Here is a 15,526-nt window from a genome sequence, read left to right as displayed (position 1 = left end):
TGGGGCGATTGCGATGAACGCGCCGGCAGACCACGCGCCGGTGTCGCTGGCGGAGCAGGCGCGGCGGCTTGGCATCGCGGACCGCTACCACGGCTTCTGGGGCAAGGAAGAAGCCGTCCCCGAGGCCGTCCTCGAACGCGCTATTGCGGCGCTCACGGGCCAGGGCGGCGATCCGCCGGCGCAGCACCTGGGCTTGCCTCGCGTGCACGTCGCGCGCGAGGACGAACGCCTGGAACTGCGCTGGACCAGCCACGACAGCGCGGCGGCGCGCTGGCAGCTCGCGCAGGAACAGGACGGCCTGCCGGTGGCAACCGGGGACCTGCAGCGCAGCTTCCAGCAGGCCTCCATCACCCTGTCTTCCAGGCTGCGGCCCGGCTACTACCGGCTGACGCTGGAGGGGGCGCCCCCGCACGACTATTGCCGCGTGATCATCGCGCCGCACCACTGCCACGTGGCCCCGGGCCTGCAGCAGGGCGAACGCTGGTGGGGCTGCACGATCCAGCTGTACGCCCTGCGCTCGTCGCGCAACTGGGGCATCGGCGACTTCGGCGACCTGCGCCGGCTGTGCGACGCGGCCGCCCACCAGGGCGCGTCCTTCATCGGCCTGAGCCCGCTGCACGCCCTCTTCCCGCACAACCCCGCGGCGGCGAGTCCCTACAGCCCGTCGAGCCGCAAGGCGCTCAACCCCATCTACCTCGACGTGCAGACGCTGGTGGACCTGAGCGGCTGCGAGGAAGCGCAGCAGAAGGTGCAGTCCGAACGCTTCCAGGAGCGCCTGTTGGCGCTGCGCGAAACGGAGCTGGTGGAGTATCCGGGCGTCGCTGCGGCGAAGGACGAAGTGCTGCGCATCCTCTGGCGCCATTTCGAACGCCACGAACTCGACAAGGACCGCTCGCGCGGCGCGCACTTCCTCGCGTACATGCGCGAGCGCGAGCACACGATCGGCCAGCACGCGCTGTTCGAGGCCTTGCAGGAATACCTGTTCGCGCAGGACCCTGGGGTGTGGGGCTGGCCTGCCTGGCCGGAGGCCTATCGCGACCCCGACAGTGCGGCCGTGCGCAGGTTCCGCCAGGAGCACGCATCGGACGTGCGCTACCGGTTCTGGCTGCAGTGGCTCTGCGAAGTGCAGCTGGAGTCGTGCCATCGCTATGCGCGCACGCGCGGCATGGGCATCGGCCTGTACTGCGACCTCGCGGTCGGCGTGAACGGTGGCGGCGCGGAGACCTGGGTCGAGCACGAGCTGTACGCGCTGGGGATGCACGCCGGCGCGCCGCCCGACCCGCTGGCACCCGCCGGCCAGGACTGGGGCCTGCCGCCCTGGAGTCCGCACCGCCTGAAGCAGGCGCGCTACCAGCCCTTCATCGACACCCTGCGCGCCAACATGCGGCATTGCGGCGCACTGCGGCTGGACCACGTGATGGCGTTGATGCGCCTGTTCTGGACCGGCCCGGATGGCGGGACGTACGTCGAATACCCGCTGGAAGACCTGCTCGCCGTGCTGGCGCTGGAAAGCCATCGCCATGAGTGCATGGTGATCGGCGAGGACCTGGGCAACGTGGCGCCGCGCATGCGCGAGGCCATGCGCGAAGGCAACCTGCTGTCGTACAAGCCGCTGCTGTTCGAGCGCGACGACGACGGGAATTTCCGGCGTCCGGCGCAATGGCAGGCGCAGGCGCTCGCGGTCGTCAGCACGCACGACCTGCCGACCCTGCGCGGGTTCTGGGTGGGCGAGGACATCGAGCTGTCGGCGCGCCTGCAGCTGTACCCCGAGCCGAGCGCCCACGAGACGCAGGTGCTCGCCCGCGCGCAGGACCGCGCCCGCCTGCTGCTGGCGCTGCAGCGCGAGGACCTGCTGCCCGCGGGCATCACGGTCCAGCCCACGTCCATGCCCGAGCCCGGCCAGGCCTTCGTCGATGCGGTCTATGCCTTCCTGGCGCGCACGCCATGCTGGCTGCTGGGCGTGCAGCTGGAGGACGTCACGGGCCAGCTGCTGCAGGTGAACGTTCCCGGCACCACCGAAGACCGCTTCCCCAACTGGCGGCGCAAGCTGTCGGTCAGCGTCGACCTGCTGGCCAGCGACGCGCGCTGGGCTTCGCTGGCCGCCGTGCTGCGCAGCGAACGCAAAGGGCCCACGGCGCTGGAGGCGACGGCGCTGGAATTGCCGCCGATGGAGACGGCGAGCGTCCCCTGCGGAACCTACCGCGTGCAGTTCCACAAGGGCTTCACCTTCGAGCAGGTCACGCAGGTCATTCCCTATCTCAAGGCACTGGGCGTCAGCCACCTGTACAGCTCGCCCTACCTGCGCGCGCGCCCGGGCAGCACGCACGGCTACGACATCATCGACCACGCGCAGCTCAACCCGGAAGTGGGCGACGCGCTCGCGCATTCGAGGATGTGCCAGGCCTTGCGGCGCAACGGCATGGGACAGATCCTGGACATCGTTCCCAACCACATGGGCGTGCTCGAGGCCGACAACGCCTGGTGGCTGGACGTGCTGGAACACGGACGCGCCTCCTCGCATGCCGAGACCTTCGACATCGAATGGCAGCCGGCCCAGCCGGAAATGGCCGGGCGGGTGCTGCTGCCGGTGCTCGGCGACCATTTCGGCAAGGTGCTCGAAGCAGGCGAGATCCAGCTGCACTTCGACCCCGGGTCCGGCGAGTTCGGGCTGAAGTACTGGGACCACCGCTTCCCCATCGACCCGGCGACCTATCCGGACATCCTGGCGGCGCTGCCGGCGCCACCGGCGCGCGACGACAGCGAAGGCGACAGCCACGCCGTGGTCGGCGCGCTGCTGGATGCGTTCCGCCGACTGCCCTCGCGCGACGATCCGGACGCCGAAGCGCGGCGCACGCGGGTGCGCGATGCCGCGGTCTACAAGCGGCAGCTGGCCCGGCTCGCGTCGGGACACGACTGGCTCGCGCGCTGGATCGCCGCCTGTGTGCAGCGCTTCAACGGCCAGGCCGGGGAACCGGCCAGCTTCGACGCGCTGGAGCAGCTGGTCGCGGCCCAGGCCTACCGGCTCGCCGACTGGCGCGTGGCGAGCGACGACGTGAACTACCGCCGCTTCTTCGACGTGAACACGCTGGCCGGCCTGCGCATGGAGCGCACCGAGGTGTTCGACGCGACGCACCGCAAGGTCCTGCACTGGCTGCAGGACGGGCTGTTGTCGGGGCTGCGCATCGACCACCCGGACGGCCTCAGCGATCCGCAGGCCTACTTCGACTTGCTGCAGGCGCGCTACGCCGCGCAGGCCGAGGTGGTCGGGCACGAGCCCCGCGCGCTGTACCTGGTCGTGGAGAAGATCCTGGCCGAGCACGAGTCGCTGCCGGACGACTGGCCCGTGCACGGCGATACCGGCTACCGCTTCGGCACCCTCGTGAACGGCGTCTTCGTGGACCCCGGCAACGAGGAGGCCCTCCTCGCGGCGTACCAGGCCTTCACGGGCCAGACCACGCCGTTCGACGAGGTGCTGTACCAGTGCAAGAAGCTGATCATCGAGACTTCGCTCTACTCGGAGCTGAACTGGCTGGCGCATGCCCTGCACCGGCTCACGCGCAGCAACCGGCGGCGCTGCGACTTCACGCGCAACCGCCTGCGCTGGGCGATGGCGGAAGTGGCTGCGGCCTTTCCCGTGTACCGCACCTACCTGCGCGCCGGCGAGCCGGCGAGCCCCATGGACCGGCGCCACATCGACTGGGCGATCGCCGCGGCGGAACGCCGCCTGGGCCCGTCGGAAGCGACGGTGCTGCAGCACCTGCGCGAGGTGTTGCTCGGCGAAGGCGAGGCGGCCAGCCTGCCGCTGCCAGCGCGGCAGCGCTTCCTCGCGCGCTGGCAACAGTTCACCGCACCGGTGACGGCCAAGGCGATGGAGGACACGGCGTTCTACCGCTACATACCGCTGCTCTCGCTCAACGAGGTGGGCGGCGATCCGCGCAGCTTCGGCGTGTCGGTGCCGGCCTTCCATTTCGCCAACCAGACGCGGCAGCGGCATCGGCCGCATTGCATGCTGGGCACGTCCACGCACGACACCAAGCGCGGCGAGGACCTGCGGGCCCGCCTCAACGTGCTGTCCGAGATGCCCGCGCTGTGGGAGGACTGCCTGCTGCGCCTCTCGGGCTGGGCGCACCTGTACCTCACGCAGGCGCCGGACGCGACGTGGCCGAGCACCAACGACATCTGGCTGCTGTTCCAGACGCTGGTGGGGCTCTGGCCCGCCGGGACGCCGGACGACGCGGCGCGCGAAGACCTGCGCCAGCGGGTGCAGGCCTACATGCGCAAGGCGGTGCGCGAGGCGAAGCTCAATACCACGTGGGTGTGTCCCGACAGCGATTACGAGGATGCGGTGGAGCGCTATGTGGATGGCGTGCTGCGCGCGGGCGCCAATCCCTTCGCGGACGAACTGCAGAAGTTCACGGCGCGGATCGCTCCCTTCGGCTTCCGCAACAGCCTGGCGCAGGTCGCGCTGAAGTTCACGGCACCCGGCGTGCCCGATCTCTACCAGGGCTGCGAGCAGTGGAACTTCAGCCTGGTGGATCCGGACAACCGGCGGCCCGTGGACTACGTCGCGCTCGCGCACGCACTGGAAGGCGCGCAAGCGCTCTACCGCAAAGGCTGGCCCGCACGCAGGCACTGGGATGAGCTGAATGGGCAGGCCGCGGACGGCCGCATCAAGCAGCTGGTCACCTGGCGCCTCCTGCACCTGCGGCGGCAGCACCAGGCGCTGTTCCGCAACGGCAACTACGTGCCGCTCGCGGTCGAGGGTCCCGCCGAGGACCATGCGCTCGCCTTCGCGCGCCTGCACGATCGGGAGGCCATCGTGGTCGTCACCACGCGCCTGCTGTGGACGCTGTGCCGCGGCGACGAAGAAGCGTGCACGCCCGCGCTCTGGCGGGGAACGCGCGTGGCGTGCGGGGCCGAGGGCGCGGGAGTGCGCCGGTTCCGCCGCTGGCGCAACTGGCTCACGGGCGCCGAGACGCAGCTCGCCGGCGAGGACGACGCCACCATCGACCTGCAGGCGCTCTTCGCCGGCGCGGGTGGACTGCCCTTCGTGGTGCTGGTCGCCGAAGCGGAGCAAGCCGCATGAAGATCCTGTTTGCCACGCCCGAGTGCGCTCCCTACGTGAAGACCGGTGGACTGGGCGACGTGAGCGGCGCGCTCCCCGCGACGCTCGCAGCACTCGGCCACGACGTGCACATCCTGCTGCCAGCTTACAAGGGCATGAAAGTGAGCGGCGAGATCGGCGACGGGGTCGACCTGCCGGCCTGGGGGCCATGGCCGGCGGCGCAACTCGTGCCGGTGAAGGTCGCCGGTGGCGTCACGCTGCTGCTGCTGGCCTGCCCCGGGCTGTACCAGCGGCCGGGCGGACCCTACGTGGACGCGAGCGGTCGCGGCTACCACGACAACGCGCTGCGCTTCGGGCTGCTCGCCCGCGTCGCGGCGGAGCTCGGGACGGTGCACAGCCCGCTGCGTGGCTGGACGGCCGACATCGTGCATGCCAACGACTGGCCCACGGGCCTGGCGCCGCTGTACCTCGGCCAGTCGCGCATGATCTCTCCGCACGAGCCGACCGCTGCGAGCGTGCTCACGATCCACAACCTGGCGTTCCAGGGCGTGTTCCCCATGGAGAGTGCCGACCTGCTGGGCGTGCCGCACCATTGGCGCGGCATGGATGGCGTGGAGTTCTGGGGCCAGCTGTCCATGCTCAAGGCAGGCCTGCAGTTCGCGGATGCGATCACCACCGTCAGCCCGACCTACGCGCGCGAGATCCAGACACCCGCGCACGGCGTCGGCTTCGACGGCATCCTGCGCGCCCGGGCCTCGCGCCTGCGCGGCATCCTCAACGGGATCGACACGCGGGTGTGGAACCCGCAGTCCGACACGCTGCTGCCCCACCGGTACAGCGCGCAGAAGATGCAGGGCAAGGCGCAGTGCAAGGCCGCGTTGCAGGCACGCCTCGGCCTGCCGGCCGACAAGGGCGCCATGCTCTTCTCCGTGGTGAGCCGGCTGACCCCGCAGAAAGGCATCGACCTCGTGCTCGGCGCCCTGCCCCGCCTGGTCGCCACCGGCGCGCAGCTCGTGGTGCTGGGCCAGGGCGAGCCGGACCTGCAGCAGGCCCTGCAGGAAGCGCAACGCAAGCACCCGAAGCAGGTCGCCGTCACCATCGGCTTCGACGAGGGCCTGGCCCACCTGGTCGAGGCGGGCTCCGATGTGTTCCTGATGCCCTCGCGCTTCGAGCCCTGCGGGCTGAACCAGATGTACAGCCAGGCGTACGGCACGCCGCCGATCGTGGCGCCGGTGGGCGGCCTGCTCGATTCCGTCACCGACGCGAGCGCGGACCCGGCGCGCGGCACCGGCTTCGTCATGACCGGCGTCGACTCCGAAGGACTGGACGACGCGATCGGCCGTGCGATGCGGCTGTGGCGCGAGCCGCAGCGCTGGCGCCGCATCCAGGCCAACGGCATGGCCCGCCAGTTCGGCTGGGAAGACAGCGCGAAGCAGTACGTGCAGGTGTACGCGCGGGCGCTGCAGGACCTGCGAGGCCCCGCCTCCACCGACTCGCGCGCCTCGGCCGCCGCCAGCGCCTCGACCTCCAACGCGCCCGCAGCCTAGCGGGCGGTGGCGGGCCTGGCGGCGACGATGCGCTCGCCGACCACGTTCTCGCCGAGGAAGTCGAGGAAGCGGCGCACCGCCGGGACCATGCCGCGGCGCGAGGGGAAGACCGCGAGCACCTTCGCCTCCGGAGGCTCCCACCCGGGCAGCACGAGCGCGAGCTCGCCCCGCCGCAGTTCCTCGGCGCAGAGGTAGTCGGGCAGCACCGCCATGCCGGTGCCCTGCAGCACGGCGAACCGCAGCGTGAGCAGGTCGTCGGCGGTGTAGACCGGGTGGTGCTGCAGTTCGAAGCGCGCATCGCGCGGCCCGTGCAGGTGCCAGCTCGCGCGACCGTCCGCAGCGGACATGGCCACCGTCGGCAGGTGGTGCAGGCCCTCGGGATCGCGCGGCTGGCCGAAGCGCTGCAGCAGTTGCGGGCTGGCGACCAGCGCACCGTGCGTGGGTCCGAGGTTCTTGATGACGAGCGTGCCGCTGTCGTCGAGATTGGCGCGCACCCGGATGGCGACGTCCACGCCCTCCTGCACCAGGTCCACGACCCGGTTGCTCACCTGCATGTCCACGCGCACCTGCGGATGCTCGGCAAGGAATCGCGGCAGCAAGGGGCCGATGGTCGTCTGCGCCAGCGTGACCGGACAGGCGATGCGCACGGTGCCGCGCGGCTCGTCGTGCACGCGTGCCACTGCCTCGTCGGCGGCCTCGGCCTGCTCGCGCATGGCCACGCAGTGGCGGTGGTAGACCTCGCCGGCCTGGGTGAGCGAGAGCTTGCGCGTGGTCCGCTGGAGCAGGCGCACGCCCAGCCGGTCTTCCAGCTCCGCGACCCGACGCGACAGGCGCGACTTGGGCAGGTTCAACGCTCGCCCGGCCGCGGCGAAACCGCCGCGGTCCACGACCTCGGCGAAGAAGAGCATGTCGTTCAGGTCCTGCATGATCGTCCCATGGGTAGAACAATCTATCTCGAAGTTGCTACCTTATCAAGCCATTGGCTCGCCCGCACAATGATTGCTGTCGCCCACACCGGGCACCCGACAGGAGAGAAGACCTTGAAACTGCTGCACATCGATTCCAGCCCGCTGGGAACCCAGTCCGTCTCGCGCGAGCTCACCCGCCGCATCGTCGCCCAGTGGCAAGCCAGCCATCCCGGCACGACCGTGGAACACCTGGACCTCGCCGCCGATGCGCCGAGCCACCTCGGCATCGACTCGCTCGGCTTCCGCCTCGGCGTGAATGCCGAGGGCCTGACCGACGTGCAGAGGCGAGAGAACGCCATCTCCGAACAGCTCGTGAGCCAGTTCCTCGCCGCGGACGTGGTCGTGGTCGGCGCGCCGATGTACAACTTCTCCGTGCCCAGCCAGCTGAAGGCCTGGATCGACCGCATTGCCCAGGCCGGCCGCACGTTCAAGTACACCGAGCAAGGTCCGGTCGGTCTCGCCGGCGGCAAGACGGTGATCGTTGCGTCCACGCGCGGCGGCGCGTACTCCGCGAATCCGGCACTCGCGTTCCTGGACCACCAGGAGAGCTACCTGCAGGCGGTGTTCGGATTCCTGGGCGTGACCGACGTGCGCTTCGTGCGCGCCGAAGGCGTGGCGATGGGAGATGCGGCAAAGGCACAGGCGCTGGCGAGCGCCGACGCGCAGATCCAGGCGCACGCCGCCGAACCGGCGAACCAGGCCCAGGCCCAACTGCGCGCCTGAGCCGCGATCGCGCACGAACCAGGGCCCGCCTCGCGCGGGCCTTGCCGCATCAGCGATTCGCGATGCGATCCGCGTGGTGCTTGACCCACTCCGCGTAGCGGTCCATGAACTTCTGCAGGAACTGCTTCGTGCCCTCGCTGGCGATGCCGCCGTCCGGCGCGAAGAAGCCGGTCTTGTGCTGCAGGAACACTTCGGGCTGGCCGAGCGTCGGCACGTCGAGGTAGGCGAGGATGGTGCGCAGGTGCTGCTGCGCGACCGCGGTGCCGATCGCGCCCACCGAGATGCCGACGATGCCCGCCGGCTTGTCGGCCCACGCGCTCTGCCCGTAGGGACGCGAGCCGTGGTCGATCGCGTTCTTCAGCACGCCGGGGATCGAGCGGTTGTACTCCGGCGTGACGAACAGCAGCCCTTGCGCGTCGGCGACCTCGGTCTTCAGGCGCCGCACCGGCTCGGACTGGTGGCTGTCGTCATCCTGGTCGTAGAGCGGCAGGTCATCGATGCGCACGGGCACGAACTCCAGTTCGCGCGGGGCCAGCCTGGCGAGCGCCTCGGCCAGCTGGCGGTTGTACGAATCGTGCCGCAGGCTGCCGACGATCACGGCGATGCGATAGCTCATGGGGGTTCTCCTGTTTGCGGTGCACATCGTGCGCCGCATGCGCGCGGGCCGCTGTAGTCGGCGTGCTATTTGCGCGAATAGACCTGGTCGAAGCTGCCACCGTCGGCGAAGTGCTCCTTGCCGGCACGGGTCCAGCCACCGAAGGCCTGGTCGACGGTGAACAGGTTCAGCTTCGCGAACTGCGCCGCATATTTCGCCTGCGCCTTCTGCGAGACGGTCGGGCGGTAGTGATTCCTGGCGATGATGTCCTGGCCTTCCTCGCTGTACAGGTACTTCAGGTACTCCTCGGCCACGGCCCGCGTATGCTTGCGGTCGACATTGCGGTCGACATTGCGGTCGACGACGGCCACGGCCGGTTCGGCCAGGATGCTCAAGGAGGGAATCACGATGTCGAACTGCCCGCCGAATTCCTTCTGCAGCAGGAAAGCCTCGTTCTCCCACGCGACCAGCACGTCGCCCTGGCCGCGCTGCGCGAACGTGATGGTGGATCCCCGCGCGCCGGTGTCGAGCACGGGGACGTTGGCGAAGAGCCGCGCCATGAAGTCACGGGCCTTCCCATCGCCGCCGTACTTGCGCCGGCCGTATTCCCAGGCCGCGAGGTAGTTCCAGCGCGCGCCGCCCGAGGTCTTGGGATTGGGCGTGATGACGCCGATGCCGGGCCGGGCCAGGTCGTCCCAGTCCTTGATGCCCTTGGGATTGCCCTTGCGCACCACCAGCACGATCGTCGACGCATAGGGTGACGCGTTGTGCGGCAGCCGCTGCTGCCAGTCGGCCGCGATCCACCCGCCGTGCGTGACGAGAGCGTCGGTGTCCGCCGCGAGCGCCAGCGTGACCACGTCGGCATCGAGGCCGTCGATGACCGAGCGCGCCTGCTTGCCCGAGCCACCGTGCGATTGCCGGATCGCGACGTCCTGGCCGGTCTTCGCCTTCCAGTACTTCACGAACGCCTGGTTGAACTCGGCGTAGAGCTCGCGCGTCGGATCGTAGGAGACGTTCAGCAACTGCACGGGCTGCGCGATCGCGGGCAGGGCGGAGGTCGCGAGCACCGCAGCCGCGGCGAGGGTCAGGGGAATCTTGATAAAGTCGCGGCGAAGGCCCATGGATGATTTCCTTTGTTGAGGCGCATTCTGGAAGCCGGCCTGCGGAACGCGAACGACAGAGATCTCAGTTCCATATCCCCATAAGCAAATTCACCAGGAGAGCGTGAATGCCACGCACGGTTCACTGCATCAAGCTCGGCAAGGACGCCGAAGGCCTCGACTTCCCCCCTTATCCCGGCGAGCTGGGCAAGCGCCTCTACGAGAACGTCAGCAAGGAAGCCTGGCAGCAATGGCTCAAGCAGCAGACCATGCTGGTGAACGAGAACCGGCTGAACCTCGCGGACCAGCGCGCCCGCGAGTACCTCAAGCGCCAGATGGAAAACCACTTTTTTGGCGGTGGCGCAGACACCGCCGCGGGCTACGTCCCGCCCACGGCGTAGCCGTGGGAAAGAGGTTTCGGCGCAGGCTCACATCGCTTTGCGATGTGAAGCGGCGTAGCCGCGTGCCGGAGCCAGAACCACTTTTTCGGCGGTGGCGCAGACACTGCCGCGGGCTGCGTCCCGCCGACGGCGTAACGCTAACACCCGCCACGAAGGAATGAGCGAAGCCGTCGCCTGGGACGACGACGGCACGCCGCGCAGTCCGCGCTTCGACGACATCTACCGCTCCGCCACCGGCGGCCTGGCACAGGCGCAGCACGTGTTCCTGGAAGGCTGCGGACTTCCCGAGGGTTGGGCCGGGCAGCCGCAATGGCGTGTGCTGGAGACCGGCTTCGGCCTGGGCCTGAACTTCCTCGCCTGCTGGCATGCCTGGCGCAGCGACCCCCAGCGCCCGGCGCTGCTGCACTTCGCTTCCGTCGAAGCCTGGCCGGTCGCGGCCGAGGACTTGCTGCGCGGGGTGGCCAGCTACCCTGCCCTGCAGCCGCTGGCCGAAGCCCTCGCCGCGCAGTGGCTGGGGCTGACGCCGGGCGTGCATCGCTTGTCCTTCGAGCAAGGCCACGTGCTGCTGACGCTGTGCGTGGGCGACGTGCATGCGATGCTGCGCGAACAGCAGTTCCACGCCGACGCGGTGTTTCTGGATGGCTTCGACCCGGCGCGCAATCCGGCCATGTGGGACCTGCACACGCTGAAGGCCGTCACGCGACTGAGCCGCCACGGCGCCCAACTCGCGACCTGGACGGTCGCCGGCCAGTTGCGGCGCGACCTCCACGCCTGCGGCTGGCAGCTGGCCAAGCGCCCCGGCCTGCCGCCCAAGCGCGAATGCCTGGCCGGCCGCTACGACCCGCCCTGGGAAGCGAAGGGCCGCGACGATGCGGTCCGGCCGCAGCCCTCGCACGCCGTCGTGATCGGTGCCGGGCTCTCCGGCGCCGCGGTCGCCGCGAGCCTCGCGCGCCGCGGCTGGATGGTGCGCGTGCTCGATGCCGCGCGCGCTCCGGCAGCGGGCGCGTCCGCGCTGCCCGTCGGGCTGCTGGCGGCGCATCAATCGCCGGATGACAACCTGCTCTCCCGGCTGTCCCGTGCCGGCGTGCGCACGACCTTGCAGGAGGCACGGCAGCGCCTGGCTGCCGGTCTCGAGTGGCAAGCCACGGGCGTCCTGGAATGGCGAGGCGACGACCTGCGCTCGCCGCCCGCAGACGAAGCGCTGGCGCCATGGACGCGCGCAGCCACGCCGGCGCAGCAACGCACTGCCGGCCTGGCGTCGGAACAGGCCGCGTGGTGGCACGAGCAGGCGGCGTGGATCGTCCCTGCGGCGCTCGTGCGCAGCTGGTTGCGCACGAGCGGCGTGCAGTTCCAGGGATCGTCCGCGGTGGCGCGCATCGCGCGCGGGGACGGGCACTGGTTGGTGCAGGACGCCCAGGGTGCGACCCTGGCGCAGGCACCGCTGGTGGTGGTGGCGGCTGCATTGGGAAGCGCGCCGCTGCTGCCCTGGGCCGGGCAAGTGCATGCCGTCCGCGGGCAGGTGAGCTGGGCGCCGCTCGAAGAGGAGGACGCGTCCTCGCTGCCGCCCTTCCCGGTCAACGGGCACGGCCACTTCCTGCCGCGCGTGCCGCTGGTGGACCGCGGCGCCTGGATCACCGGATCGACCTATGGTCGCGGCGACACCGACGCGACGCCGCGCGACGAAGACGACGCAGCCAACGTGCAGCGCGTCGCCGAAATGCTGCCGCAAGCGGGCGCGGTGCTCCAGGCAGCGGCTGGGCGCGGGCAGCTGCGCCACTGGGCAGGCGTGCGCTGCGCCGCGAGCGATCGCCGCCCGCTAGTGGGCGAAGTGGAACCGGGCTTGTGGGTCAGCACCGCCATGGGTTCACGCGGACTGAGCTTTGCCGCTCTCTGCGCGGAACTGATCGCGGCGCGGCTGCACCGCGAACCCTTGCCGATCGAGGCACGGCTGGCGCACGCGCTGGACGTCAGCCGGCTGGCCCCAGCTCGATCCGGCTGAGCCACGCGTCCAGCCGTTCCGGATCGGGCGGGTGCGCCAGCAAGGCGGTGCGGCCGCGCCACGCCCGCAGCCGGTCCGGCACGGAGCGTGCGGCTTTGGTCAACGCGAGATGGGGGATCGGCCAGCGGCCGCCGCGCAGGTGCGACACCAGCGCCCACGCGTCCATGTCGTGCACGGCCGCGTCGACGAGCGCCAGGTCGTATTGCTTGCCGCGCGCGAGTTGCACCGCTTCGGTGGCGGTTTCCGCTTCGTCGGCGAGCGTGAGCCGCGCCAGCGCGAGCCGCGCGCGCAAGTAGAGGCGTTCAGCCCTATCGGCGCTGACGATCAGCGCCTGCTTGTGCGACATGATCGAGTCCGGCCCGTCGGGGTCGAGGTCGAGTGGCTGGGGTTCGAAAACGAGGTCCAGGCTGCCGATGACCTCGTGCCAGGCGATCGGCCGCTCGAAGCTGCGCCAGATACTCGCCGGCGCATGGGCGCCCACCCAGAGCAGGCGCAGGTCGCGAGGCGAGCGGGACTCGGCTTCCACGCGGGCTTCCCAGCTCTGCCCGTCCAGCAGCGCGACGCGTGGCGGCTCGGCGGCCTGGGGCGTCCACAGCTGGTACATGGTCCGGCACTGCTCTGAAAGCCGGAACACCGTGTTCAGCGCGTGCCGCTCCTCGTCGGAGAAACCGACGACCTTGATGTAGATCCTCTGTGCCATGGACTCCCGTCGAAGGCCCGGTCCACCCGGGCCGCCCCACCCCTGCAGCTCGTTATCCGGCGGGCAGCGCTTACCGGCCGGAAAGGCGCTTGGCGCCTCGTGCATAAGCTTATCCGCATAAGCGCCGGACTAAAAAATAGTTTGGATCGGAAGGGACCCTCCCTAAAGTCCCGGCTTCGCCTCCCTTCCCTGGGGGCACCACGTTCCGCTCCATGTATCAATACTCAGAATTCGACCGCCAGTTCGTCCGCGCCCGCGCCGCCCAGTTCCGCGACCAGCTGCAGCGCTGGCAGGAGGGCACGCTCAGCGACGAAGAGCTGCGGCCGCTGCGCCTGCAGAACGGCTGGTACATCCAGCGCTACGCGCCCATGGCCCGCATCTCCGTGCCCTATGGCGAGCTCTCCAGCACGCAGTTGCGCACCCTGGGCAAGGTGGCGCGCGAATACGACCGGCCCGAGCCCGCGCTGCTGCAGGAAGCGCAGCAGAAGCAGCTCGCGCTGGGGCCCGTGCCCGTGCCCGGCACCGATCGCCAGGTCGTCACCAAGCTGAACTACGGCTACGGCCACTTCACGACGCGCACGAACGTGCAGTTCAACTGGATCCCGATCACGAAGGCCGCCGACGTGATGGAACTGCTGGCCAGCGCCAACATGCACGGCATCCAGACCAGCGGCAACGCGATCCGCAACATCACCACCGAGGCGCTCGCCGGCATCGCGGTCGACGAGATCGCCGATCCGCGGCCGTTCGCCGAAATCATCCGCCAGTGGGCGGCGCTGCACCCCGAATTCGTCTTCCTGCCGCGCAAGTTCAAGATTGCGCTCAATGGTGCGCAGGAAGACCGCGCGGCGTTGGGCTGGTACGACATCAGCCTGCAGGCGCTGCGCAACGAAGCCGGCGAACTGGGCTTCAAGGTGCTCGTCGGCGGCGGCATGGGCCGCACGCCGATCATCGGGACGGTGGTGCGCGAGTTCCTGCCCTGGCAGCACCTCCTGAGCTATCTCGAGGCCTGCATCCGCGTCTACAACCAGTACGGCCGCCGCGACAACGTCTGGAAGGCGCGCATCAAGATCCTCGTGAAGTCCGAGGGCCAGCGCTACATCGACAAGGTCGAAGAGGAATTCCGCCAGATCGTCGAGATCGACGGCGCGCCGCACACGATCAAGCAGGAAGAGCTGGACCGGGTCGCGGCCCAGTTCGTCGCTCCGGAGCTGAAGCGGCAGCGCCGCGACCCCGCCGCCGCCCATGTGCACGAGATCATCCGCGCCGACGCCGAAGCCGACCCGCTGTACGACCGCTGGCTGCAGCGCAACGTGCTGCCGCACCGCAACCCCGAACTGCGCGCGGTGGTGCTCTCCTTCAAGCGCCTGGGCCAGAACCCGGGCGACTGCACGGCGGACCAGTTCGACGCCTGCGCCGAACTGGCCGAGCGCTTCTCCGCCGGCGAAGCCCGCGTGACGCACCAGCAGAACCTGCTGCTGCCCTGGGTGCACCAGGACGACCTGCCGGAGCTGTGGGCCGCCGCCCGCAAGCTGGGCCTCGCGCGCCCGAACATCGGCCTGATCACCGACATGATCGCCTGCCCGGGCGGCGACTTCTGCTCGCTGGCGAATGCACGTTCGCTGCCGATCGCCGAGGCCATCACCGAGCGCTTCCAGGACCTGGACGAGGAATACGACATCGGCGACATCGACCTGAACTTCTCGGGTTGCATCAACTCCTGCGGCCACCACCACGCCGGCCACATCGGCATCCTCGGCGTCGACAAGGACGGCAAGGAGTGGTACCAGATCACGCTGGGCGGCTCCAACGGCTCCGACCTGTCCGGTCCCGCCACGCCCGGCAAGATCGTCGGCCCGTCGTTCGCCAAGGAGGAAGTGCCCGGCGTGATCGAGGCCTTGATCGACACCTACCGCCAGCTGCGCCAGCCCGCCGGCGACGGCAAGTCCGAGACCTTCATCGCCACCCTGCGCCGCGTCGGCCACGACCCGTTCAAGGCCGCCGCCAACGCCGCCCGCTTCGTGGAAAGGGAAACGGCATGACCCGCCGACTGATCGAGATCCTGCAGCCCGGCGAACTCCAGCCCGAGGCGAACGTGAACGTGCTGGTGGTGGCGAACGACGCCGACGTGGCGGAGCTCGCCCTGGACGGCGTGGACCGCATCGAGCTGCAGTTCCCCAAGTTCACCGATGGACGTGCCTACAGCCAGGCCTACCTGCTGCGCCGCCGCCGCAAGTTCAGGGGCGACATTCGCGCCACCGGCGACGTGCTGATCGACCAGCTCGTGCAGATGCAGCGCACCGGCTTCTCCAGCGCGGTGCTCAAGGAAGGCAAGGATCCGGCGGAGGCCGACCGGCAGTTCGCCCGCTTCGCCGACTTCTACCAGGCCGACGCCGTCGTGCGAGAGCCGCTGTTCGCGAGGTCCTGA

General features: G+C 70.0%; 11 protein-coding genes. 7 read left to right on the top strand and 4 right to left on the bottom strand.

All coding sequences use genetic code 11. The features are described from left to right. Positions 1-13 precede the first annotated feature (13 nt). Together JJB11_RS11060 and glgA are read left to right on the top strand one after the other, a co-directional pair. Positions 14-5,086, top strand: coding sequence for a malto-oligosyltrehalose synthase (locus JJB11_RS11060; RefSeq protein WP_201170450.1), 5,073 nt, complete (start codon positions 14-16; stop codon positions 5,084-5,086). Then, on the top strand, positions 5,083-6,612 hold the full coding sequence (gene glgA / locus JJB11_RS11055) for a glycogen synthase GlgA (protein ID WP_201170448.1): 1,530 nt from the start codon (positions 5,083-5,085) through the stop codon (positions 6,610-6,612). Before JJB11_RS11060 ends, glgA begins: the two co-directional genes overlap by 4 nt. On the opposite strand, the gene JJB11_RS11050 is transcribed toward glgA, so the two are convergent. After that, positions 6,609-7,538: a LysR substrate-binding domain-containing protein gene (locus tag JJB11_RS11050; RefSeq protein WP_201170446.1), complete on the bottom strand. Its 930-nt coding sequence runs from the start codon at positions 7,536-7,538 to the stop codon at positions 6,609-6,611. The genes glgA and JJB11_RS11050 overlap by 4 nt on opposite strands. 114 nt (positions 7,539-7,652) lie before the next feature. Here JJB11_RS11050 and JJB11_RS11045 point away from each other — a divergent pair, with 114 nt between their 5' ends. Beyond that, on the top strand, positions 7,653-8,303 hold the full coding sequence (locus JJB11_RS11045; protein ID WP_201170444.1) for an FMN-dependent NADH-azoreductase: 651 nt from the start codon (positions 7,653-7,655) through the stop codon (positions 8,301-8,303). A 49-nt stretch (positions 8,304-8,352) separates the two neighbouring features. Here JJB11_RS11045 and JJB11_RS11040 read toward each other — a convergent pair whose 3' ends face one another. Further along, complete coding sequence (locus tag JJB11_RS11040) at positions 8,353-8,919, bottom strand: NADPH-dependent FMN reductase (protein WP_201170441.1); 567 nt, start codon at positions 8,917-8,919, stop codon at positions 8,353-8,355. A gap of 65 nt (positions 8,920-8,984) precedes the next feature. Then, positions 8,985-10,019 (bottom strand): sulfate ABC transporter substrate-binding protein, encoded by a 1,035-nt coding sequence (locus JJB11_RS11035; protein WP_201170439.1) that lies wholly within the window; start codon positions 10,017-10,019, stop codon positions 8,985-8,987. Between the two features lie 107 nt (positions 10,020-10,126). Between JJB11_RS11035 and JJB11_RS11030 the strand changes: the two genes are divergently transcribed. Then, positions 10,127-10,399 carry an oxidative damage protection protein gene (locus JJB11_RS11030; protein WP_201170436.1) on the top strand — a complete coding sequence of 91 codons (273 nt, stop codon included), beginning with the start codon at positions 10,127-10,129 and terminating at the stop codon, positions 10,397-10,399. 157 nt (positions 10,400-10,556) lie between these two features. After that, entirely contained in the window at positions 10,557-12,398 is a 1,842-nt protein-coding gene (gene mnmC, locus JJB11_RS11025) for a bifunctional tRNA (5-methylaminomethyl-2-thiouridine)(34)-methyltransferase MnmC2/FAD-dependent 5-carboxymethylaminomethyl-2-thiouridine(34) oxidoreductase MnmC1 (RefSeq protein ID WP_201170433.1), read from the top strand. On the opposite strand, the gene JJB11_RS11020 is transcribed toward mnmC, so the two are convergent. Next, entirely contained in the window at positions 12,367-13,098 is a 732-nt protein-coding gene (locus tag JJB11_RS11020) for a response regulator (RefSeq protein WP_201170420.1), read from the bottom strand. The two genes, mnmC and JJB11_RS11020, sit on opposite strands and share 32 nt — an antisense overlap. Before the next feature lie 212 nt (positions 13,099-13,310). Here JJB11_RS11020 and JJB11_RS11015 point away from each other — a divergent pair, with 212 nt between their 5' ends. Both JJB11_RS11015 and JJB11_RS11010 read left to right on the top strand, forming a co-directional pair. Continuing rightward, positions 13,311-15,140: a nitrite/sulfite reductase gene (locus JJB11_RS11015; RefSeq protein WP_201170418.1), complete on the top strand. Its 1,830-nt coding sequence runs from the start codon at positions 13,311-13,313 to the stop codon at positions 15,138-15,140. After that, positions 15,137-15,526, top strand: coding sequence for a DUF934 domain-containing protein (locus tag JJB11_RS11010; RefSeq protein ID WP_201170416.1), 390 nt, complete (start codon positions 15,137-15,139; stop codon positions 15,524-15,526). The genes JJB11_RS11015 and JJB11_RS11010 overlap by 4 nt, the downstream gene beginning before the upstream one ends.

It is taken from the genome of Ramlibacter ginsenosidimutans, assembly GCF_016654015.1.
GTDB lineage: Bacteria > Pseudomonadota > Gammaproteobacteria > Burkholderiales > Burkholderiaceae_C > Ramlibacter > Ramlibacter ginsenosidimutans.
This window is presented reverse-complemented; position numbering and strand designations above follow the sequence as displayed.